At 36.4% G+C, this 22534-nt stretch carries 20 protein-coding genes; 9 read left to right on the plus strand and 11 right to left on the minus strand.

The features are described 5' to 3' along the window. The first annotated feature begins 72 nt into the window (after positions 1–72). The 3 genes from CES88_RS05310 (at position 73) to CES88_RS05320 (ending at position 4554) form a co-directional block, all read left to right on the plus strand. On the plus strand, positions 73–2265 hold the full coding sequence (locus CES88_RS05310) for an FHA domain-containing protein (protein WP_290732006.1): 2193 nt from the start codon (positions 73–75) through the stop codon (positions 2263–2265). Between the two features lie 94 nt (positions 2266–2359). Beyond that, positions 2360–3502, plus strand: coding sequence for a tRNA guanosine(34) transglycosylase Tgt (gene tgt, locus CES88_RS05315; RefSeq protein WP_290732009.1), 1143 nt, complete (start codon positions 2360–2362; stop codon positions 3500–3502). Between the two features lie 83 nt (positions 3503–3585). After that, a complete protein-coding gene (locus CES88_RS05320; protein ID WP_290732012.1) occupies positions 3586–4554 on the plus strand; it encodes a hypothetical protein in 969 nt (322 codons plus the stop codon). A gap of 5 nt (positions 4555–4559) precedes the next feature. Here CES88_RS05320 and CES88_RS05325 read toward each other — a convergent pair whose 3' ends face one another. From CES88_RS05325 to CES88_RS05335, 3 genes are all read right to left on the minus strand, one after another. After that, on the minus strand, positions 4560–5711 hold the full coding sequence (locus tag CES88_RS05325; protein WP_290732015.1) for a hypothetical protein: 1152 nt from the start codon (positions 5709–5711) through the stop codon (positions 4560–4562). After that, positions 5708–6502, minus strand: coding sequence for a hypothetical protein (locus tag CES88_RS05330; protein ID WP_290732018.1), 795 nt, complete (start codon positions 6500–6502; stop codon positions 5708–5710). Before CES88_RS05330 ends, CES88_RS05325 begins: the two co-directional genes overlap by 4 nt. 168 nt (positions 6503–6670) lie before the next feature. Beyond that, positions 6671–7786 carry an aminotransferase class V-fold PLP-dependent enzyme gene (locus CES88_RS05335; protein ID WP_290732021.1) on the minus strand — a complete coding sequence of 372 codons (1116 nt, stop codon included), beginning with the start codon at positions 7784–7786 and terminating at the stop codon, positions 6671–6673. Positions 7787–7908: 122 nt separating this feature from the next. On the opposite strand from CES88_RS05335, the gene CES88_RS05340 reads away from it, so the two are divergent. Together CES88_RS05340 and CES88_RS05345 are read left to right on the plus strand one after the other, a co-directional pair. Next, entirely contained in the window at positions 7909–8517 is a 609-nt protein-coding gene (locus tag CES88_RS05340) for a hypothetical protein (RefSeq protein WP_290732024.1), read from the plus strand. After that, the gene (locus CES88_RS05345) at positions 8511–9296 is read left to right on the plus strand and encodes a matrixin family metalloprotease (protein WP_290732026.1); all 786 of its coding nucleotides are present in this window, start codon (positions 8511–8513) and stop codon (positions 9294–9296) included. Before CES88_RS05340 ends, CES88_RS05345 begins: the two co-directional genes overlap by 7 nt. On the opposite strand, the gene CES88_RS05350 is transcribed toward CES88_RS05345, so the two are convergent. Continuing rightward, positions 9293–11014 (minus strand): M24 family metallopeptidase, encoded by a 1722-nt coding sequence (locus CES88_RS05350; RefSeq protein WP_290732028.1) that lies wholly within the window; start codon positions 11012–11014, stop codon positions 9293–9295. The genes CES88_RS05345 and CES88_RS05350 overlap by 4 nt on opposite strands. A 207-nt stretch (positions 11015–11221) precedes the next feature. Continuing rightward, on the minus strand, positions 11222–12562 hold the full coding sequence (murD, locus tag CES88_RS05355; RefSeq protein WP_290732032.1) for a UDP-N-acetylmuramoyl-L-alanine--D-glutamate ligase: 1341 nt from the start codon (positions 12560–12562) through the stop codon (positions 11222–11224). A 76-nt stretch (positions 12563–12638) separates the two neighbouring features. Between murD and CES88_RS05360 the strand changes: the two genes are divergently transcribed. Beyond that, the gene (locus CES88_RS05360; RefSeq protein WP_290732035.1) at positions 12639–13883 is read left to right on the plus strand and encodes a methyltransferase; all 1245 of its coding nucleotides are present in this window, start codon (positions 12639–12641) and stop codon (positions 13881–13883) included. Here the strand turns inward: CES88_RS05360 and CES88_RS05365 are convergent. Then, positions 13875–16061, minus strand: a complete 2187-nt coding sequence (locus tag CES88_RS05365) for a glutamine synthetase III (RefSeq protein WP_290732038.1) — start codon at positions 16059–16061, stop codon at positions 13875–13877. The genes CES88_RS05360 and CES88_RS05365 overlap by 9 nt on opposite strands. A gap of 267 nt (positions 16062–16328) precedes the next feature. Between CES88_RS05365 and CES88_RS05370 the strand changes: the two genes are divergently transcribed. Then, positions 16329–16934: a 4'-phosphopantetheinyl transferase superfamily protein gene (locus CES88_RS05370; protein ID WP_290732041.1), complete on the plus strand. Its 606-nt coding sequence runs from the start codon at positions 16329–16331 to the stop codon at positions 16932–16934. On the opposite strand, the gene CES88_RS05375 is transcribed toward CES88_RS05370, so the two are convergent. Beyond that, positions 16915–18633, minus strand: a complete 1719-nt coding sequence (locus CES88_RS05375) for a PDZ domain-containing protein (protein ID WP_290732044.1) — start codon at positions 18631–18633, stop codon at positions 16915–16917. The two genes, CES88_RS05370 and CES88_RS05375, sit on opposite strands and share 20 nt — an antisense overlap. A 152-nt stretch (positions 18634–18785) precedes the next feature. Between CES88_RS05375 and CES88_RS05380 the strand changes: the two genes are divergently transcribed. Then, positions 18786–19202 (plus strand): hypothetical protein, encoded by a 417-nt coding sequence (locus CES88_RS05380; protein ID WP_290732047.1) that lies wholly within the window; start codon positions 18786–18788, stop codon positions 19200–19202. Positions 19203–19207: 5 nt separating this feature from the next. Further along, the gene (locus CES88_RS05385) at positions 19208–20008 is read left to right on the plus strand and encodes a LysR family transcriptional regulator (protein WP_290732050.1); all 801 of its coding nucleotides are present in this window, start codon (positions 19208–19210) and stop codon (positions 20006–20008) included. 10 nt (positions 20009–20018) lie between these two features. Here CES88_RS05385 and CES88_RS05390 read toward each other — a convergent pair whose 3' ends face one another. The 4 genes from CES88_RS05390 to rfaD form a co-directional block, all read right to left on the minus strand. Continuing rightward, on the minus strand, positions 20019–20426 hold the full coding sequence (locus CES88_RS05390; RefSeq protein WP_290732053.1) for a hypothetical protein: 408 nt from the start codon (positions 20424–20426) through the stop codon (positions 20019–20021). A gap of 5 nt (positions 20427–20431) precedes the next feature. After that, positions 20432–20803 carry a hypothetical protein gene (locus tag CES88_RS05395; protein ID WP_290732056.1) on the minus strand — a complete coding sequence of 124 codons (372 nt, stop codon included), beginning with the start codon at positions 20801–20803 and terminating at the stop codon, positions 20432–20434. Between the two features lie 175 nt (positions 20804–20978). After that, positions 20979–21404 (minus strand): FliG C-terminal domain-containing protein, encoded by a 426-nt coding sequence (locus CES88_RS05400; protein WP_290732059.1) that lies wholly within the window; start codon positions 21402–21404, stop codon positions 20979–20981. Positions 21405–21412: 8 nt separating this feature from the next. Beyond that, positions 21413–22390 carry an ADP-glyceromanno-heptose 6-epimerase gene (rfaD, locus tag CES88_RS05405; protein ID WP_290732062.1) on the minus strand — a complete coding sequence of 326 codons (978 nt, stop codon included), beginning with the start codon at positions 22388–22390 and terminating at the stop codon, positions 21413–21415. Positions 22391–22534: the final 144 nt, after the last annotated feature.

Below are 22534 nucleotides of genomic sequence, written 5' to 3' on the forward strand. Positions count from 1 at the left end.
AGAATCACTTGCATAAATTAGCTTTAGCACCGAAAATAGAGAGAGCTTAATTTTTTATAAAGGTTTCAATTCTTGAGTAATCAAATCAACTACGAACTTGATATTCGCTTTCCCGACCAATCTCCTCACAGAGTAAGTATCATTAATAAATTATCTCTTGGAAGTTCAGACAAGAGTGAACTCTGTATTGAGGATTATAACCTCTCACCACTACACTTAAGTTTTAGAACTCACAATGGAGTTCTCTCCCTACACAATCTTGGTGGACAAAATAAAACCTATCTTGGAAAACAAGAACTCATACATGGAAAGATGTATATTCTAAATATTGGCGATGAATTGAAACTTGGTGATATTGAAATTTTCATTAGAGAAGGTGATGCTCCTAATGAAACTCCTGATGAATTAAAAGGGCTATTTGAAGAGAAAACTGACCCTGTTCATCAAGTAGTACAAGAAGAGTTAATTGAATATGAAGATGGCGATGTCCAAGACGAAGAGATAGAAGCTCAAACGACTCCAAGCTTTCAAAGTATTGATGATCTCGCGGAAGATGATGAAGAAGAATTTGAAGATGATGAGAGCACAAGTGAAAGTGAAGGTACTTTAGTTCAAAAACTAACAAATATTTTTAAAGTAAAGAAGATTGATGTAAAGAAAGATATTGTTTCTAAGAACAAGAATAAATCAATTCCAAGAGTTCCTCCCGGTTTCTTTACAAGATTCTTTTCTTTTCTCTCATTAATTGCCATCAGCTACAGCATTGTAGATCAGGTCTTCCCTATTTTTGAAGTAAATGCCCATATAGGTAAGTATATTGCAGACTTTCAAAAAATTATAACTCCTATTCCCTATTCAAATATTTTATCGGCGCAGATCATACAAATTATCCTCGTCTTTATTTTAATAGAGCTCTCAACAACACTACTCTTTGGAGTAAATATCGCCTATCTTCTTCTTGGAGTTAGAGGTGATAGTGGTGCTATCGCTTCTAGAATAAAAGGAGTGCTACGAAGTATATTCTCCTTAGCGACAACACCTCTGCTCATTTTTGATCTTCCATGCATTGTAAAAAAGAGAACTCTAAAAGAAGTTCTTTCAGGTTCTAGACTTCACACGCCTTCGAAGTTCCTCCAAACCCTAGGTATTTTGATTCTCTTTCCAATTCTTCTTCTAAGTCCTCTCTATACACCGGTGCTTCTTAATTTAGATAAATTTCAAGCAAGAGAAGTCTTTGAACAACAAGAGACAAGACCTTCAAAGAAAGCAGAACTTGTTGAAAATGAATGGTCTAATGCTAGTTTAAATCTTTACTTTAAAGGGAAAACGTCTAAAGACACGTTGATCTTTTCAGCAATAAAAAATCAAAAAGAAAAAACGAAAGCTTCTCTTAAATTTATTAATAAGAAGAATTTAAATTCTTGGACGAATGTATCTTATGAAGGAGAAGTTGAAATTCTCAATAAGATACTGCCTCTTATAAAGCTTAATCCTATGTTCTCTATTCACTACCCTGATCTTCAGACAGAGCTTGAAAGTGAGAAACCTATTGACCTTTTTACAATCAACGCCTTTGATCAACTCTTTCAACTCGTAAAGAATTCACTAAATCTTGATCCAGAAAATGCACAGAGTATTTTCCTAAATCATGGTGTCTTCCTACAAGACTTAATGGGTCTTAATGGTATTTTATTGGAAAATTTAAGTGTTAATAATTCCTCTTCACTCTCTCTATTTAAAAACCAAGATAGAATTATTATTTCCAACACTATCCAAAGCCCCTCTTCAATTAGAACTGAGTACTTAATTATTTTTAGAAGTGGAAATACTCTAAATTATAGATCTAGTGCACCTAAGAAGTATGCAAGACTCACAACCAAAATTATTGAAAACTTCTTTCAACAAATTAAAGTATTCTCACTTATAAAGAAGAACGAATCCTATGATTGGTCAACGACTCTAGATCTTCTGACTTCAATTACAGAAACGAAAAAAGATCTCACAGATAAGGAATTGGCCAAGAGTTATGAATATTACTTCGAATTTACAAGAACCTACTTAACTCTGTTGCAGTCACTTCCAGTAGAAGAAAGAGGTCCATTTAAGAAATCTCTAACTTCTGAAATTTCTAATATTCAAGAATACCTAGAGAGTACTTTGGAGTTTAATAACTTTATAAAAGTTTCTGAATTAAATAACTCTTTGAAGAGACTCAAAGAGAACCTTGAAAGTGAGAATTTAAACTTTTTTAGTATAAATCAGTAGAAATACTATGGAAATCATTCACATCTTACTAATTAAGTGGAAATTCTCACTATAATCTGTCATAAATTCAAAAAACTAGTTAGGAGTGCCCAAGATGTCCAGAATTCAGGACCGTGTAAAAGAATTTTTTAGCTTTGAGCTAACTCATGTTGATAAGAACTCTAAGGCCCGTGCCGGAGTAATAAGAACACCAAATGGAGATATTCCAACTCCAGTTTTCATGCCAGTTGGTACCCACGGAGCTGTTAAGGCCCTTCAACCAAGTGTTCTTGAAGATATGGATACAAAAGTTATCCTCTCAAATACATATCACCTTCACCTTAGTCCAGGCTCTGATCTCATAAAAAAGGCCGGAGGGCTCCATAAGTGGATGGGCTGGCCAAGACCAATTCTAACTGACTCAGGTGGATTTCAAGTCTTCTCTCTTCAAAAGAAAGGGATTAAAGAAGAAGGTGCTGAGTTTAGAGATCAAAAAGGTAAGACAGTTCTTCTCTCTCCTGAAACAAGTATAGAGATTCAGCAAAACCTTGGTTCAGATATAATGATGGCCTTTGATGAATGTATTCCATACCCAGCTTCTAAGAGCTATACGAAGGATTCCATTGATAGAACCCATAGATGGTTAGATAGATGTATTACAACTTGGACTAATCCAAAACAAGCACTCTTTGGAATTATTCAGGGGTCTACTTACGACGAGTATAGATCTGAGTGTGTGGAAGAACTCATCAAGAGAGACCTTCCTGGTTATGCTATTGGAGGCGTTTCTGTTGGAGAGGGACCAGAGCTAATGGAGAAAATTGTCTCCTATACTGCTCCTCTTATGCCCGTCGATAAACCAAGATATGTAATGGGAGTTGGAAATCCAGAAGATCTTTTAATGATCTGGGAAAATGGTATTGATATGAGTGATTGTATCATTCCGACTAAGTTTGCCAGAGGTGGAACTCTATTTACAAATAGAGGGAAAATTAGAATTAAACATAAGAATTATAGAAGAGATTTTTATCCTATTGATCCAAACTGTGACTGCTATACATGTAAGAACTTTACGAGATCTTATGTAAAACATCTCTTTGATTCAAATGAAATTCTGGGAGCAATTTTAGCGACTGCTCACAATATTGCTTTCTACAAAGGTCTTGCCGAAAGAGCGAGAGAAGCAATACTAGAAAATAGATTTACAGAATTTAAAAAAGAATTCCTAGAAAACTATAATAGTTCTCCAAATAACTAAGAGTTGCAGGGTCGACCTATGGCCCTGCCTTGAAGAAAATACAACATTTAAGACATTCTTCTCTTTTTTCTATATAAGAAATCATGAAGAAAATCTTAATCATCTTACTACTTATTTCAAATACAGCTCTTGCATCAATTGATGAAGTAGAGTTTCAGCAAATTCCTAAGAATGTCTTAGAGGTCATGACTTCTGAAATTTCAGACTCGGGATTAAGTATTTCTCTCAATTTAAATTGGGAATCAAATACAACAAATGCAGGTGCAAATAGAAGTGATAATACCGGTGTTATCAATCTCTATGGAGGGTACGCGAGACTTAATGTTGTAACAAAGGAAAGTTTCGCTCTAACTATCTGCCATGAGTTAGGCCATCTTATCTCTAAGGGCTATAAAGTTATGCCTACTCTCAAGTATGCTGCAGAATCAGAAGCTGACTACTTTGCAACAAGTATCTGCTTAAGAAAGTACTTTCAAAAATTTCCTACAAATAGAATAGCAACAGACTGGCAAAGAGATAAATGCAAGGAAACTTCCCCTTCAACTCTCTCTCTTTGCACTGATTTACTTATTGCTTCAAGGGACACGCTTAAAGTAGATCAAGAGTTAACCCCAAGAGAAAAGTGGGAAGATTACACAAAACTTGATACCACACAAACAGAGAGAACTCTTTTTAATGATTATTCAAAGGTTAGCTGTCGCTATACCAGTTATGTTCACGGTGCACTCTCTCTTTCAAGACCAAGCTGTTGGCTACATCCTGATTCAAAAATATCTCGTGATGTATATGAACTTGATTATGAATACCCGGAAGCCATGTTTGTAGGAGAAGTTAAGAGTTTAGAGAATACAAATTTTGGTTGTCGTTTTAAAATTAAAAATGTTTCCTACTTTAATGAGAGTAGACTCTTCCCTTTAGACATGAATGACATCTCTGGAGAATTTATTAATGTTTTTGGAAAATGTCGCCTACTAGAAGGTGAAGAGGCTTCTGGAACAATTTCTAAGTACAAGAGTAACCTTTATTACAATCTAGAATCGAGAGATAAGTAATTTAATTACTTATTACATCCCTTTTCTTTATCACAGTGCTCTTTTAGATTATTTATCTGTGTAAGTGCATCAGGATTTTCGTTAAAAGCTATTTCCGCTCCTCCTAAGTCTCCCCACTGAGAATAGCGGATACTTCCGTCTCCTTTAATAGACATCTTATCAACGCAATCAGATTTAACTCTATCAATTGAATATCTAGATCTATTATTATCCCTTATGCATAGAGTGGTACTACCATCTCTTTCTTTAATATAATGTGATACTAGTACTGCGTGGGTATACATGGCACTTCCTCTCTTTGTGAATACAATTTGAGGTTGCTGATTCTGATCAACTTTCTCTTTAATGGTATTAAAGAATTCAGAAGATTTCTCTCTGCTCATTGCTCCTGATTTTAAGGCAATTCCAAGTCCTGCTGTACTCATTGCTCTCTGCGCCCATTCATGTGCAACTTTGTCGGCGATGTAACTCTCTAATCCGGGAAATTCAGAAAGCTCACGTAAGCTTGAAAGGCCTGGTATTGTTGTCACCTTATTATCAACGACATCATCAATAAGATCCTTATAGTAATCTAGGGCCTTCTTCTGCTCTTCTCTATCTTTAGACTTCAAACTATACTTTGGCTTTTCGTCTTTTTTAAAGAAGGACAATCGATTAAACTTACTAGTAACAGAAGCATGCCCCCAGCAAAAACCTTGTGTCGCTTCAATTTCTCCACCTCCACCACCATTAATAAAGCTAAGAGAATTCTCTCTGGTAGATAAATCTGCGGTAGACTTCTGCCCTGGCCTTTTAAAAATATCAAATCCTTCTGGGCACATTCTTGAACAAGGACACTCCTCTACTGTACAGCTGCCCCAAGGAACGCAAGAGCAAACATTGGCCCTTACTGCATTGGTGATATCTTCAATTCCTTGTAGCCCAGGCAATACAGACTTCCTTTTTACCCAACACTCAGTTGGTGTTGAAGACTTATCATTCGATTGCTCTTTAATATTATCGTATGCATTATTACTAAAGTAATTACCTACCGCTTTAAAAGGTGCTGTCACAAGATTTTTAACAGCGTAACCAGCTCCTATCATATTTTGATTACAACTAGAAATCGTCAACACAAGTAGCAACAATAGAAAATTTAATTTTAAGAACTTTCTCACTTTAAATCTCCAAAAATTTGAACGAGATACTGACTAGAACTCCTCTGCTCTTTTGCTGATTCAACAATCCTCTTTAAATCAGCCTTACTTGGAGTTTTTCCTTTTTGATAACTAACTAATGTCTTACAGGCTTCAATTGTCCATGCAATTGAATCGGGATACTTATCTAGTTTAGATTTACATGATAGCGAAAGATTCTTCTTTCCGAGGACAATTGATCTAAGTAGGTCATAGCGAATCTTTGTAACAAAGTCCCTTTCTTCCATATTCGTCGTATTAATTAAAGAGAGGGCCTCTTTATACTTTTTTTCTTCAATTAATTTCTTTATTGAATTTTGTTTCGAGAACTCTCCGTAGAATCCTTCAAATTTCTTAGAACCATTCTTATCTATGAAGTTTGAATAAATAAACTCCATATACCTTTTAATTCCGTCATCACTAATCTTCTTCGATTTTTTGAAGTAATCCATTGCTCTATCATAAGTTCTTTTAGAAATTTCTTTTGATTTTGCATGCTCAATGGCCATGAGATTAATATAGGCTTCGGTACTATCTTGACTTGTTCTAAGTCCTATTGCTTTTTCATAATACTCTTTAGACTTATCAAAGTACTTATAGTTATAAAGCTCTCTACCCGCTAAATTAAAGAGTAGAAATTTATCTTCATCGGATGACTTCTCGTTCTTTATTTCATCTAGGAATATTTTTTCAACATCTTTAATGGAAATACTCTCTTGGGACGCAAAAGAGTTTTGAAATACTAAAAGTATTAATAAGAAAATGATCTTCATAACTACCTTTCTCTCTAGTTGTAGAACTCACAACTATAGATATTTTACAGAAAAGTAGTCTTTAATGATAGGGAACTCAAATTTTACCTATTAAACACTGGAATTTAAAAGAGATGAGACAGAATTTTAAAATAGTAGCCTACCTCAAAATTCTGTCATTTTATAGACTTACGACTCGACGGCCATGGAAATCATTTTAGTCAACTTTTCGAGGTCTTCATACTTCACATTGTGAAAAAGAGAAATTCTAAATTGATTCTTACCTAATTTTCGATAAGCATCGATACCATTAACAGAGCCTTCTTTTTCAAATATCTTTATTAGCTCAGACGCATCGTACTTATCATCAAGATTAATTGTCGCCACTGCGCGAGATCTAAACTTATCCTCACCTACATAGCAGCTTAGGTAAGGCTTCTCCTCTGCCCAGCCATAGAGAAGTTTCGCTTTCTTCTCTGCATACTCGATTGCCTTTTCATATCCACCAAATTCATTCATTAGCTTTACTTGCTCATTTAAAAAGAAAATTGTTGAGATCGATGGAGTATTATACGTTTGGTTCTTCTCACCATTACTAATCGCCGCGTCCCAACTCATAATTCCAGGAATATATCTTTCCTTATTAGCTTCAATTTCTTTTGATCTAGCAATAGCTTTTGGAGACATGAAGGCAACCCAAAGCCCACCTTCAGAAGCAAAGACTTTTTGCGGAGAAAAGAAGAACACATCTGTTTTAGAAATATCACAAGGAACCTGCCCCGCTCCAGAAGTTGCATCTACGCACAGAAGAGTATCTCCATCTACTTCCGGTAGTCCGTCCACTTGAACACCTGTTGATGTTTCATTTAATGTCGTCGCAATCAAATCAGAATCAGCAACATTTTCAGCAACCACTCCTTGTCCAAATTCAGCGCTTACTTCAGAAGCCTCAATCCATGGAACACTCTTGCTCGACTTAAACCACTTTGAAGAGAACTCTCCACAAGTAAAATGAGTTGCCTTCTTACGAACAAGACCAAGAGCGATCATATCAAAGAGAAAAGTTGCTCCTCCATTCCCTAGAACGACTTGATAGTCCGACGGAATATTAAAATATTTTGTAAGCCCTTCTTGAGCTTCTTGAACAAGTTTTCTTACCGCAGGTTTTCTGTGAGATGTTCCAATTAAAGAATTTCCAGTTGCTGCTAATTTCTCCAAGAACTCAACAGGAATAAGAGACGGACCACAACCAAAACGTGGGTCACTAGGTAGTAATTCAGCAGGTGTCTTATAATTTTCAAACATAACTCATCCTTGGTAAATATTTGCAATAATAATAGGCCTAAATACCACTTTTGAACACAGGTTTTATTTCCCACGACCTTTATTTAGTTGTCATTCTGTCTATGTTCATAAAAAATATTGCTATGAAAAAATTAATACTACTAATCATTATTGCTCTTAGCAGCAATAGCTATGCTGAATCAAAGAACTCAGACTTCTTCGCTATTAACGACGTTTTTGTGGGAGGCGGCTCTCTAACTCAATTTGTCGGAAAAGTTCAAAAAGATGAAAGCGGTTCCACTAATAGCTTTGACTTCCTTCCCTATATTGCTGGTGGAGTAGAATTTCAACTCTACGAATCTTTCTCTTTTAATCCCCAGCTGGCCATCTCTTTTCCAAGATCAGGACGAGATGAGAATATAAAGAAGCTCACTTATTGGTTTCAATTTCCTGTGGCCTATAACTTAGAAAGTTTTCAATTTAGTTTTGGCCCAGGTCTTCTATATAATAGAGTCTCATCCTCTGGAGGAACAGAGAGCCTTAGTAATGGAGTAGGAACAACAGATTTTCCTCTACCAAATGGAAGCTCTATTTCAAGTAATTTAACATTGAACCTAGCTGCCGACTGGGAGTTCTATAAGAATATTTCTGGACGAGTAGAAACTTGGGTTATAAATTTATCAGATAGTGAATCACGAGCGTTTAGTTACGCACTAAGTGCTTACTACCACTTTGGAGAAATAAAATGGTAATTAAGACTTTCAATGCTTTCCTTTTATTCCTTCTTAGTTTTAATTCCTTCGCGTTCACATTGAATACAAACTTTGCAGCGGCCTTTCCCGGCGAGGAAGTTGTTGTAAACCTCGCCACACATGATTGTGATAACCTTCCTTATACCAATGATGAAATTCTCTCCATGGCCTCAGAAGGTGTTAATAAATTCTGGAATAGAGTTCCTACAAGTAAATTAAAAATTAGAAGAGGAAATCATACGAGCGTCTCTAATGATTTTGAGTCAGGGCCTCTATGTACTTCTAATACAAATGGCTGTACAGCTAATCCTGCACTCTCAGGACAAACGCAAATTCTCATGAGCTGTAATACAAACTCAAGTAATTTTTCTTCTAACGGTGTTTTGGCCGTGACTGCAAATGTGAATACTTCTGGAGATAATATTGTTGGTTCTGTTATTCTCTTAAATAATAGAGCAGGTTCAGGTCTTGCCAATCTTTCAAGAGAATCATTTATTTCTGTTCTCGCCCATGAAATAGGTCACGCCATAGGACTTGGGCACTCTCCGGTGACAGACTCTCTAATGTATTTTTCTAATATTGCCAATAGAGTCTCACTTGGTGAAGATGATATGGATGGTATTACTTATCTCTACCCAAGGGAGCAGCCAACTTCATGCGGAAGTGTTGCCTATATTCAGGATGACTACCGCGGAGGAAAGCCAATTGCGAGCTTACTACTGGTAATAGGTCTCGTTATAGTGGCCCTTAAATCAAAAGGGAAGGCACTCCTCTCTTAAGAGAAGAGTGTTCCTCTCTTCTCACATTCAGCTTCGTATTCATTTAGCCACTGAATCTCTTCTTGATTCATAAGGTCTTTATTTATTAGAGCATGATCAAAACCAATATAGACAACTGGTTTAAAAGTAAGCATTCCTTCAATCGTAGGATGCTTAATTACTGTAGCAATATTCTCAAGTCTCACTCCACCAAATCCAGGGAGATAAATACCTGGCTCTATCGAACCTAAGTTTCCTTCTTTAAGTGGAATTGAACTTGTCGGAGAGAAACGAAGTCCACCTTCGTGAACATTAACTCCTACACCGTGACCTGTTCCGTGTGCGTAGTTAAATCCACCTCTGAGAATAGGAGTTCTTGCAAGAGCGTCAATGTGAGAGCCCCATGTTCCCTCTGGGAATACAGCACTTTGAGCATTAAGAAGTCCTTTTAGGACAAGAGTATAAATAAGTTTCTGCTTGGCGCTAGCTTCACCTTTTCCAAGAAAGATTGTTCGCGTCGTATCTGTTGCAAAGCCACCCTCAAAGTAAGCTCCTGAGTCCATTAGTGCAATCTCTCCATCTGTCGCAAACTTCTTATCTGATGGACTTGAATAATGAATAATAGAAGAGTTCGCCCCGAAACCAGCAATTGTCCCAAAGCTATGCCCCTTCGCTCCTTCTAAAGAATAAAATTCTGTCGCTTTATGGTAGAAAGAAAGTTCTGAAACTTTTTCACCACTATGAAATGATTCCTTCAACCAATTAAGAGAATTTAAAATCGCTCTATCTCCAGATTCAAAGGCCGCATTAATATAATCCATTTCCTTTTCTGATTTAAGAGCGTGAGTTGGAATAATCCCATTAACAAGTGCGCAAAGATTATCCTTTCCAAATTTCTCACTTAGAAAGTTATAGTCTGTAATATTAATTAGAGCTGGGTCATAGTAGACTTTTTGAACTGAAGGATTTTTCTCTAATGTTTTTGAAAAAGTATCAATTGAGCACTTATGAAAGTTAATGAAATCATCATCAAAATCTAGAAGATAATGATTTGGAATAGCAAGTTCAATGCTCTCTCTTGTGACAAAGCATCTTGCCATGAAGCTACTTTGAAACGGAAGACCATAACCCCTAAGATTAGTAATCCAAGAAATAGAATCTAATGAATTTAACCAAATGGCCTCGCCTTCTTTTAAAAGAGATTTCACTTTTTCTTTTGGAGATTTTAACTTCTTTATTCTTTCCAAAGTTACCTCTTTAGAAAAAGCTTGGAAAGAGATAAAGTTTTGAACAATCTTAGTATTTCCAACTTCAACTGATTCAACAATTTCTTTAAATGCATCGAAGTGACCAAGTGGAGTTCTATCTCCATCAATCCACAATGTTTTAATATTTAAAGATTCTATTTTCTCTAAAGTCGCATCTATAAGAGATTTTCCAAAAGGACACTTCTCAACAATAACCCCTTGGGCCTTCACTTCGATATCCGCTTGTTCATGATAACGACCATCGACAAAGAGATGACAACTTCCATTAGACAGAAGGAGAACTTCAGCAACTGAGCCTGAAAATCCAGAAAAGTAATAACGTAGACTCTCCTGCATTGGAACATACTCATTCATAAATATATCAAAGCTCGAAATATAGGCAGCATCTATAGAATTCTTCTTTAGATAAGCGCTCATCTGCTCTAAGTGCTGCTCAATAACCTCTTTTTCTAAAAAAAACGTATTTCTCAAGATATTCCTCACTTTTTTCTTTAATTTTTTTTTCTTTAGCCGAAAAGTATTAAAACTTGGATTTACCAATAAATTAAACGGCTTATAAAATGCATTTAAACTTAACAAAAATTGTCTTCGTCATTCTCAGCGTCTTTTTCTTAAAGATAGCTGTAGCAGATACTTTTAGGGCCAATGATGGAAGAAAGCCTTCTAGTACTAAGACCATTAAGATCCAAGATATTCGCTAACGAGCTCATCAAAATGCTCGCCCCTCTTCACATAATTATCATATAAATCAAAAGAAGGAAAAGCCGGCGAGAATAATACCACTCCATCCTCTTCGACTTCTTTAATTCTTTTTATAACTTCTTCTAAATTCTTATAGTACTCGCACTTAAATTTAGCTGAGGCTTCTGAAAGTAAGCTCTTTCCCGATTCTCCAAAGAGATAGAGAGTTGTAATACTATCTTTAAAGTTATCAAGCTTTCCTTCTAGCTCATCTCCGTGGCCTCGTAGTTGCCCGCCTAAGATCAGATGAACTTTAGAATTTGAAAAAGAGAATACTGCTGCCTTTAGAGCTGTAATTGTCGCTTCCCAATTTGTACTCTTAGCATCGTTAAAGACTTCAATTCCGACTCTAGCTGACCTCTTTTGGAGACGATACTGCACGCCATGAAAGTCGGCCAGTGTAGATATTCCCTCTTTCCAATTAACTCCTACCGACTCAAGTAAGATTTTTGCAAAATTTAAATTACTCAAGTTATGCTCACCGATGAGATGAAATTTTCCCTTAAGCTCACTTCCAAATTCTTCAATACTCTTTGGACTCGCCAAGAAAGTAGTCTTGCACTCAGGAGTAAAGTCACTTTCAAAACCATCAAGGTCACCAATGAAGACACAATTTTCAGGTCTCATTCGATCTGCAATGTGAAATTTTGCAAGAGCGTAATCTCTTACACTCTCGTATCTTTCACCGTGATTAGCAGAAATATTTAAAATGGCGGCAACATCCGACTTAAAAGTTTTCATACTCTCTAATTGAAAGCTAGAGAGTTCTAAAATAACGAGGTCTGCGCTTTTTCTTTTTTCTAAAAGAATTTCTAATGCATAAGTAGCTAGAGGAGTTCCAATATTCCCACCAAGAAAGACGCTTCTTCCTGCTCCCCTGGCCAGTATATCTAGCAGTGTTACAGTCGTTGTCTTTCCGTTTGTTCCTGTGACAGAAATAATCTTAGTGGCCTCTAAATTTAAGTGCCCATAAGCGAATTCTATTTCTGAAATTATAGAGATTCCCTTAAGAAGAGCATCCTTTAAGAATTCACTCTCTCTCGCAATTCCGGGAGAGAGAACAATAAAAGAGACTTCGCTTAATCTATCCCCAAGAGTTGGATCACTTTGAGAGACGGGAGTGCAATTGGAAATACCTTTCACTTTATGGGACCAATCTTCAATATTTCCACTATTTACGACCAATATAGAAGCTCCTAGAGCACTCGCTAGCCTAGCGCTAGCAATTCCAGAAATTCCCATACCAATAACTGCTATTTTCTTACCCTGTAAAGACAAGTCTGCTCCCTTTTTAGGACTTCAAATATGAGTCTAAAGGCATTATAACAAGGAAAAAAATACTTTTGGAACTACTTTGAACTATAAAGAGCACTTTAATAGATTAACCGAATTTCTAACTCCCTACGAGCCCCTTTGGAATAGAGAGATTCTAGAAAATTATCCAGAAACTATGACTGTTTACCGGCAATCATGGTTAGATGATCTTGCAAAGCTCTCTAAAGAAGAGTTATGGAAGTTTGATTGTTTTGGGCAGACTGATAAATTAGAAAATACCTCACTAATTAAAATGATGGAGTCTTTAAAGGAGTTAACAAAGCTCGACTTCTTTACCTACTCAAAGGAGAGAGAATTTCCAGACTGGGCCTTTAGAAAAGTCAAAGAAAAGAAGAGACATGAGATCACTCTCATAACAGCTTTTATTAATGATCTAGAAAAGAAATCCCCTCATTCTCATACTATAGATATTGGAGGCGGCGTCGGCCATCTAGCGAGAGTTCTCGCTCACTACTACGGCATACGAACTAAGAGCATAGATATCAATAAAGAATTTCAAGAAATTGGAGAGAAGAGATCAAAGGCTTTTCCACTTCCTGACGGAGCAAGTGATCTAGAGTTTATCCACATGAATTTTCTAGGAGAAAGTGACGCTAAGAAAATGAAGAGCGTCTTTACTGGAGACTCCCTAACTCTTGGTCTTCACACCTGTGGAACTCTTGCCAATTCTATTATTGAAACTCATATAAGAATGCGAACAAAGTCTCTTTTAAATTTTGGGTGTTGTTATCTAAAAATGAACCCTGACGATGATACCAATCTTTCAAGTTATTCAAAAGAAAATAAAAACTTAGACCTCTCAAGATGGGCACTAACATTAGCCTCTAGAGGTTACACCAGTATGGACTTCAAACAATATCTTCTAAAAGAGAGAGTTAAATCCTTTCGGTACTCGCTGCAACTTCTCTTAAATGAAATTCACGGTGGCCCTAATTTTATCTCGGTTGGCGATTCTCATTCAAGAGAATACTGGGGTGAATTCTCAGACTACGCTGCCAAGAAATTATCAGCTCTAGATATTAATCATACCTATCAATTGGAAGAGCTTCAAAACTTCTATGAGAGTACAGAGACTCAAGGAAAAGTTAAAGAGATGTATCTTGGAAATATTTTACGTTGGCAATTTGGACGAGCATTAGAGCATTATATTTTAACTGATAGATGTCTTGTACTAGAAGAAGCAGGATTTAAAGTCCAGATGAAGGAACTCTTTAACGAGTCCCTCTCACCTAGAAATATTGGAATTTTTTCGACTCTATCTTAGAAAGAGCATTTCGTAATAAGTTGGCAATTGCCATAGATCATTTGGAATTAAGTCTTCCACTTGATTACACGAAACTCCTAGAGCTTGTGATAGAGGAAAGATATTATTTGCAATTTCAAATGAATTCTTAGCGGCATCACCATTTAGGGCCTCACACGCATTTGAGAGATTTGATAAATTTGCATAGAGGCTCTCCACAGTAAAGTTAAGTTTCTTATAAAGCTCAACCTCCACTGAAGACTCTAGGCCAATATCTTTTTGTTGCTTAATGACTTTTCCAAGAATTCTCTTGTACTCTAACGTCGCAGGAAGAACATTCTTTTTGACAATATCCATTTGCGTCTGAAATTCAATCTCTCGAAGAGTGTTATAACTTTCCACAAGTACGTTATATCTCATATCTAGTTCATTTCTTCTGAATATTCCTTTCTCAACCATGTACTTAGTTTGTTCTTGATCTAAGAGAGCGGGAAGTGCATCAGCAGTATTCTTTAAGTTTGGAAGTCCACGTTTTTCAGCTTCCTTTACCCACTCCTGTGAATATCCATCTCCATTGAAAATAACATTCCATGAACTCTTAAGCCATTTCTGGGTTAAGTTCATGAGAGCTGTTTCAACCGAGGTGGCCTTAATTTCTTTTTCAAGAAATGCAATTGATTCTTCGAACACTTCAGTAACTGCTGCATTTAAAATACTCAGTGGAAAACTAATCGACTGAGAAGAACCTACTGCTCTAAATTCAAATTTATTTCCTGTAAAGGCAAAAGGAGAAGTTCTATTTCTATCCGTATTATCCATCATTAGATTAGCAAGCTGATTTGCACCAAGATCAAGAATAACTTTCCCTTCCTCAGTAACAGTTTCACCATTTTTAATCGCCTCAAATATTTTTTCAAGATTAGAACCTGTAAAAACAGAGATAATTGACGGAGGAGCCTCATTAGCGCCAAGACGATGATCATTCCCCTGTGAAGCAATTGCCATGCGAAGAAGTTTCGCTCTTCTATGAACGGCTTCAATAACAATAGAAGTGACAGCTAGAAATTTTAAATTCTTCTCAGGATTCACACCTGGCTCTAAGAGGTTCATTCCATCGTCAGTGGCCATTGACCAGTTGATATGTTTTCCTGAACCGTTAATTCCAGCAAAAGGTTTCTCATGAAGAAGAGCAATAAAATTATGCTTTTCAGCAACTTCTTTAATCACTGCCATAACAAGTTGATTATTATCTGCCGAGACATTCGCCTCTCTAAAAATTTGAGCGAGTTCAAATTGCCCCGGCGCAACTTCGTTATGCCTAGTCTTAGCAGGAATTCCTAGTTTATGTAATTTAAAATCAATTTCTTCCATACATGAGAGGACTCTCTCAGGAATTCTTCCAAAGTAGTGATCATCTAATTGCTGATTCTTATGAGAGAGAGAACCCATTAGAGTTCTTCCAGTCATTACAAGGTCTGGTCTTGCAAAGTAAAAGGCCTTATCAATTAAGAAGTACTCTTGCTCTGCTCCACAAGTCACAGTGACTTTCTTGGTATTTGAAAAACCAATCATATTCATAAACTTAGTCGCGACTTCATTTAAGTTAGTCACTGATCTAAGAAGTGGCGTCTTCATATCGAGAGCATCACCATGATAAGAAACAAAAGCTGTAGGTATACAAAGAGTTTTTCCATTTACTCCATCAATTAAGAACATTGGGGAAGAAAGGTCCCACGATGTATAACCTCTCGCTTCAAAGGTAGATCTCGATCCACCATTTGGAAAAGAAGAAGCATCTGGCTCACCTTGCATAAGCTGACCAGCAGAGAGTTTTTCAATGGGAGTTTCACCGTCAAGATCTAAGAAGGCATCGTGCTTTTCAGCAGTAGAACCAGTTAGAGGCTGAAACCAGTGACAAAAGTGTGTGGCCCCTTTCTGAGTGGCCCATTCCGTAACGGCCTTAGCAACAATATCTGCATGTTCTTTTTTTAAAGCAGTTCCAGAAGTTGAAACGGCCAGTAGTTCATCTTTAATTGATTCAGGAATTCCTGGAGCAGTTAGGTAGTGAAAAACACTCTCTCCATAATACTCGCTCACTTTTTGTAAATTTCCATTAATATCTAAAGGTCTTTCGAAAATTCTTGAGCTACGATTTACCGCAAATTTCTTCGCTTCTAATCTTGAATACTTGGATGGCATTTCTATCTCCCTATCGTCCACTTATGGATCGAAAATTTAAATAACATGTAAATTTTCTTATGATATGGGAAGAATGTCTATAGTAAGGGATTATAAAATCACTAACTTCGGCTTTCCCTAAAGGAGGAGCCCCGCAGCATGAGTCTGAGACATACATAGGACTATTGTTGCAAATAGGAAAAATAAAACTTTAGCAATCACTTCTTGTACTTCATGTGGCATCATGGTCTCTAACTCCAATTTTTATAAATCATATATGACAAAATTATGACGCTATCGCAACAAGAAATTTCAAAACTATTTAATTCCTTAAAAGTAGTAGTTATCCCTTCTTTTGAAGGAGAAATTCCAGCATCGATTCTAGAGCGTTACCCTTCCAAGAAGAGAGTTCGAGACCACTACACCTCAAGACTTGCTCTCATAGAAGCGCTAAAATCCTCCAAGGTCAAAAGCTATGAGGATCTTAAAATAGAGAATCATCATCACCTGGTGAGTCTTCCGCAGTTTATTGTCTCACTCACTCACACCAATACCTTGGCCGCAGCAGTGACAACAGATCAAGAGTTGATAGAGTCTGTCGGGATTGATCTCGAAGCAAGAAATAGAGAAATGAAAACAGGTATTTTGAAATTCTTTCTACGAGAAGATGATCAAATAGAGAATCCTCTAGAGCTTTGGTGCTTAAAGGAAGCGGCCTTCAAGGCACTCTCCCCTCTCTACCATGAAGAAAAACAACTTGTTCTAAAAGATATCTGCATAAGAAATGATGGAAGCTTTGCTCTTGATTCAAAGCAAGGCCTCAGTGGATACTATCAGCTTAGAAAAGAGCAAGGCCATTATCTGGCCCTTGCGATTATAGTAAGAACTTCTTAGTCTTATCTTCGTCTAAACTCTTCAGTGATTTAATTACCCTAGGACCTTTATCCATTAGAACTTTCACGTCAGTTAAGTAACCAAGTCTAGAAACGCAGAAATTATAAGTCTTATTCAAGGATAGAAATTTATCGTACTTTTGAAATTCTGAATTTAAGATTCTCATTCCATCAATTGCAATAATTTCATCTCCTGCGTTTAAACCATACTTATGGGCCGGACTATCAAGAGTTACTGATTTGATAATAATTCTATCTCCAGATGAAGATGTCGTGATACCAAGAGACGTTGTCTTAGGATCTGTGTATTCAACTTCAACCGCCATTTCTTTTAGGAGCGCTTCAAAATCAATTTCTTCAGTGGAAGTAATCATATTTGAGAAAATATCACTCACTTTCTTATTCGTAAGATCTTCGATCATTGAATATACTTCATGATCTTCCATTCCCACCTCTGGATTCGCCTTATACCTCTTCCAAAGTAGATCTAGGAGATCATTGATATTCTTACCTTCCTTAATAAGGTGAACATTGAGTGCGAAGAAAACAAGTCCACCTTTTAGATAATAAGAAATAGAAGAATTATTTGAATTCTCATCTGGTCTATAAAGTTTAATCCAAGAGTTTAATGAACTATCTTCGAGAGAGTGAAACTTTCTTCCTGGAATAGAGAAATACCTATTAAGTGTTGCTGCTGTTTTTTCTAAGTACTCTTCAAGAGTTGTGAGACCACATCTATAAACAAAGAGCTGGTCCATAAAACTTGTAAGCCCTTCTGTTAACCAATGCATACGAGTCTTCGCTTCAGTTAAATAATCAAAAGGTCCAAGTTCTTTTGGACGAATTCTCTTCACATTCCAAGTATGAAAGTACTCGTGGGCCACAAGCTCTAACCAATCCGTATAGCCTTTTCTATCTACCATTGCTCTTGAACAATATTGAAGCGCAGTTGAATTCTTATGCTCTAATCCTCCGAAGAGGTTTGGCGCAAAGTGAGTAATAAAAGTATACTTCTCATAAGGAATCTCTCCCATGGTTTTAGCAATATGCTCAACGATGGTTTTGATATCTGCTTTCAAGTTATGATCGTGCTTCATTGGGCTTCCAAACCAACAGAGTTCGTGATCAATTCCCTCGACTCTAAAGCCATCAGTTTCTTGACAACCAATTTCAATAGGAGTGTCGATTAAGTCGTCGTAATTATCTGCTGTGTAGAGAAAGACTTCTCTCTTAGTTGAAATATCTTTTAGTCCTGTTGTTAACTTTGACCAAAGAGGAGGAAATTGAACTTCAACCTCCGGGTCTAGAATATCTTTTCCAAGTACTCCCATGAAAATAGTTGGGCCATGTAAGAAGGCATGACTCTCGTCAATATGAGAAGTTCTAACTGTTAATTCGTGACAGAAAACATCATAGCTAATTTCAAAATTTTCGCGGTCACCTTTTACTTCTGAAACTCCAAAATCCACTTCATAAATACCTTTATCAACTTGTGAGTATTGATAGAACTCTCCACCTGAATTCAGTGCCTTAAAGTTTTGAATATGTTTTCCATACTCACGCATAAGATATGACCCAGGAGACCAAGATGGAATAAAGAAAGATAATTTAGAATCTTTAGACTCTCTCTTCCCGTTGATTGTAACCGTTAAGTAGTGAGTTTTAGGGCTTTCAATTTTTAGCTTATAATGCAGTTTCATTTAATTTGGTCCTTTTTAAAAAAATTCTTGAAATTAAGGTCTTCTTTAAGCTAGAAGCATAGAAAAAATGAATTTCAATTTTGAAAACTTACATGACAAACTTATTTTATTCAAGTTTGACACAACACACACTACACAAAAGAGAAATCACTATGGCCTTTAAGGAAAACAAAATTAACCCAAATCTTGTTGCCCAACCAGTGGTCTATTTTACTGAAAGAGCTCTAGATCAACTAAAGCTTATTTTAGAAAATGACTTCACCCTATCGGGTAAGTACTTTCGAATCCTAGTCTCTGGAAAAGGATGTGATGGTTTTACATACTCGGCCGGCTTTACGGATCTAAAAGAAGATGATTTTCAAATAAGCATAGAAAATGCCAGTGAAGATATCATTATTCTCCTAGACCCATTTGCTGCTTTCTATCTACAAGAAAGTTCAGTAGACTTTATTCAAGACTTAGTAAATGACGTTGAAGGTTTCGTTATTACCAACCACCTTCAAAAGAAGTATGCAGGAAAGTTTTGGAGAAAAGCTCCGGAGAAAACTCCTCCTCTACTACGCAACTAGAGATTATGGATTATAGATACTTAAAAGCATTTCTTTTCACAGCAGAATTTGCCAGCTTCTCCAAAGCGGCAGAGCAATTAAAAATTGCTCAATCTGCTGTCAGTAGACAAATCAAGCTCCTAGAAGAATCTCTCGATGAAGAATTAATTATGAGATCATCTAAGAAAGTTCTCTTAACCAATAAAGGAAAAGAACTCTTTCTAGTAGCAAAGCAATTTGATGAAATGACTTCAGATATCTTTCAAAAAGAAGATAAGAAGGCCCTTAAAATAGGTATTTTAAATGGTCTCCTAAAGAATTGGTTCACCCCCCATTTAACTAAGTATTGTAAGAAGTATTCAAGAGATCTCTCGATTCATATTGAAGATCAACCTCAACTGAAATCAGGAATTGAAGATGGTCGCTACGACATCACATTCTCAACTGATAACTTACAATCAGAACTCGTCTCTTCACTAAAACTCTTCCATGAAAAACTTGTTCTCATTTCAAAAGAAGAAGTAAACTTATCCTCACTTCATCTACATAGATGGATTGTTTTTAGTGATGGAGATAATCTCTACAAGATAAGTAAGAGACCAAGTGATTCTATTACAACTGTTGATTCGATTGAGACTATTTTAACTCTAGTAAAGAATGGACTTGGTATTGCTGTTGTTCCAGATCATGTTCTAAAGAAGAATGAGAGTTTAAATATTTACAATATAAAATCTCTTCCAAACTCTGATATTTATATGACGACTTTAAACTACAAGCAGATGCCGGCCCATATTAATGAACTGACATCTATTGTGACAGCGAAGTAGAAAACTTCACTTATTGTTCTACAGAAAATAAGTACTCTTCACCTAGATAAATTTGCCAAACTTTTACACCATCAAAATCAGTTGCGCAGTAATCTAACTCGCTCCCTGAGAGAATTGACGATAGCCCATCAAGAGCAGCGCTATAAGGAAGCTCTTCATCTGGAAAGTATCCCCTAAAACCATTGATCGCTCTTCCAAATAATTTAATAGCTTCATTATGGCTTCGGACTTCACACTCAAGATCTACTCTATCTAAACTCTCTTCAAAGTTTACAGTCATTGCTTGAGCATAATCCCATCTAGCGGATTCTAACGCCCAAGAAATTTCTTCAATAGCAGCATTTGACTTCACTGGGTTCTTCTTAGCAAAAGCAGATACTGACAAAATTAAGAAAAGAACTAAAATTAAACTTTTCATACAAATTAATCCCAACGATTATAAAGAATATTAATATTTTCCATCATGTCTTTAGAGACAAGAAAGTAGCCCTGCTTATTTTCTAAGTAACAAACCTTAGAAGTACTCACGCCCTTAATCACTTCAGAACAAGTTGCTGTCTGAAGAGACTTTTGCTTAAGCTCTTCACAACCTAAATTACTGTAAAGTTTCGTTACCGCTTCTCTAGCAAAAGCAACTGCGCTAACTTCAAAGTCAGACTCAAGATCAAATTCATTTAACTTGAATGATTGACTATCAACCGAGTAGTCACTTGTTAGAACTCTATCGCAATCAAGGTTTGCACTAGCAACTTGTATTGAACTTAAAATAAAAATTAAAGATAAAATTGTTTTCATAGGTCACCTCACTGTTTTAACTATCTATTGGACCAATTCCTTTATTTTGAGTGAATATAGGCCAGTGAGTGTACATTTTAAATAATATTAGTCGGATACCTTCTATCTAATTTATAGATAATAAAAAGTAAATAATGCGACTTAATTCGATGTTTAAACTTTTAAGATATATTAGTTAGACCATGGTTTCAGATGAATTTGAAAGAATTAACTCTCCTCTTTCAACTTTTCTTCTAACGACCTGCATGACTTTCTCGACACTCTCTTCAACTTCAGAGACTGGACGCGGTTTACCATTTAGAGTTTCCTCAATTTCTTCTCGAATAGATCTTGAGACACTTTCTAAGATATGTACTCGAAGCTCTTTAGAAGCAACTCTAAGCCCTAGGGCCAAGTCTCTTATTTCAATTTCTCTAAGAAGCTCTACAAGCATTTTGGTAGTGATGAAAATCAAATCTTCAAAGACAACGAGACTCTGTTTTAGAAGTTCTGCCATTCGGGGATCTTTCTTAGCAATATCTCCAAGAATTCTCTCCCTCTCAGAAATTGAGAGAGCGGAGAGCATTTTGGCCGCTTCCTTTACTCCACCTTTAAAGAGCATAGTGACTCCTAGTAGTGTTTATCACCGTCGACTAAGTAATTCTTCACATAGTCCTCAACACCATCTTCAAGAGTTGTGAATTTAAAGTGTGGAAGAAATTCTTTGAACTTAGTCATATCTGCTTGAGTGTAATACTGATATTGATTTCTAAATCTTTCAGGCATATCGATGAATTCAATATTCTCGTCGCGCCCCATAGATTTAAAAGTTGCTTTCATAAGATCTAAAAAGCTTCGCGCCTTTCCCGTTCCTAAATTATAAATTCCAGAGAAGTTTGCAGAGCTTGGATTCATCATCTCAATCATCGCACGAGCAATGTCTTTCACATAAATAAAGTCGCGAAGTTGCTTTCCATCTTCGTAATCGTCTCTATGAGATTTAAATAATTTGACCTGTCCGCTTTCAAGAATTTGTCCGTAGGCCTTATGAACAAGAGAGCGCATATCTCCCTTATGATATTCATTTGGTCCATAGACATTGAAGTACTTCAGTCCAAACCACTGTGTTGGAAGTTTCTCTTGTTTTAAAACCCATTCATCAACTAATTGCTTTGAATAGCCATAGCGATTTAAAGGAGAGAATTCTCTAATTTTAGAATGATCGTCACTATAACCCTTTTCTCCATCGCCATAAGTTGCAGCTGAAGAGGCGTAGACAATTGGAATGTCACGCTCTGTCGCAAGCTCAAAGAGGACCTTAGAGTACTCTACATTATTTCTCATGAGATAATCCATATTCAACTCAGTCGTCGCCGAGCAAGCTCCAATATGAAAAATGAAAGTGACAGCTTCTATAACTTCATCAACAATTCCGTGGAGAAATTCATCACAGTTAAAGTAGTCGTGATACTTTAGTCCTACCAGATTAGACCACTTATCAGATTCAGCGAATCTATCGACAATTAAAATATCCTCTCTTCCGAGCTGATTAAGCTCTTTGATTAAAACACTTCCAATGAAGCCAGCTCCACCCGTAACTAAAATCATGAATTCTTCCTTATTAGAATGCTATAACTGCTATGATACATAATAATCAATAAGTTAGCTATAGTCTAACTCTTCAACGCCACTTTATTACGGCGAGAAATTATCCTACATCCTCTTCTAAGAGACTAAAAATACATCATTTCT

Source organism: Halobacteriovorax sp. JY17 (genome assembly GCF_002753895.1).
GTDB lineage: Bacteria > Bdellovibrionota > Bacteriovoracia > Bacteriovoracales > Bacteriovoracaceae > Halobacteriovorax.

Bases quoted from the DNA above. Each gene is read 5' to 3' on its own strand.
- tgt (WP_290732009.1), top strand. From the start codon at position 2,360: ATGTCCAGAATTCAGGACCGTGTAAAAGAATTTTTTAGCTTTGAGCTA.
- CES88_RS05320 (WP_290732012.1), top strand. From the start codon at position 3,586: ATGAAGAAAATCTTAATCATCTTACTACTTATTTCAAATACAGCTCTT.
- CES88_RS05330 (WP_290732018.1), bottom strand. From the start codon at position 6,502: ATGAAGATCATTTTCTTATTAATACTTTTAGTATTTCAAAACTCTTTT.
- CES88_RS05335 (WP_290732021.1), bottom strand. From the start codon at position 7,786: ATGTTTGAAAATTATAAGACACCTGCTGAATTACTACCTAGTGACCCA.
- CES88_RS05340 (WP_290732024.1), top strand. From the start codon at position 7,909: ATGAAAAAATTAATACTACTAATCATTATTGCTCTTAGCAGCAATAGC.
- CES88_RS05345 (WP_290732026.1), top strand. From the start codon at position 8,511: ATGGTAATTAAGACTTTCAATGCTTTCCTTTTATTCCTTCTTAGTTTT.
- CES88_RS05365 (WP_290732038.1), bottom strand. From the start codon at position 16,061: ATGCCATCCAAGTATTCAAGATTAGAAGCGAAGAAATTTGCGGTAAAT.
- CES88_RS05370 (WP_290732041.1), top strand. From the start codon at position 16,329: ATGACGCTATCGCAACAAGAAATTTCAAAACTATTTAATTCCTTAAAA.
- CES88_RS05375 (WP_290732044.1), bottom strand. From the start codon at position 18,633: ATGAAACTGCATTATAAGCTAAAAATTGAAAGCCCTAAAACTCACTAC.
- CES88_RS05380 (WP_290732047.1), top strand. From the start codon at position 18,786: ATGGCCTTTAAGGAAAACAAAATTAACCCAAATCTTGTTGCCCAACCA.
- CES88_RS05385 (WP_290732050.1), top strand. From the start codon at position 19,208: ATGGATTATAGATACTTAAAAGCATTTCTTTTCACAGCAGAATTTGCC.
- CES88_RS05390 (WP_290732053.1), bottom strand. From the start codon at position 20,426: ATGAAAAGTTTAATTTTAGTTCTTTTCTTAATTTTGTCAGTATCTGCT.
- CES88_RS05395 (WP_290732056.1), bottom strand. From the start codon at position 20,803: ATGAAAACAATTTTATCTTTAATTTTTATTTTAAGTTCAATACAAGTT.
- CES88_RS05400 (WP_290732059.1), bottom strand. From the start codon at position 21,404: ATGCTCTTTAAAGGTGGAGTAAAGGAAGCGGCCAAAATGCTCTCCGCT.
- rfaD (WP_290732062.1), bottom strand. From the start codon at position 22,390: ATGATTTTAGTTACGGGTGGAGCTGGCTTCATTGGAAGTGTTTTAATC.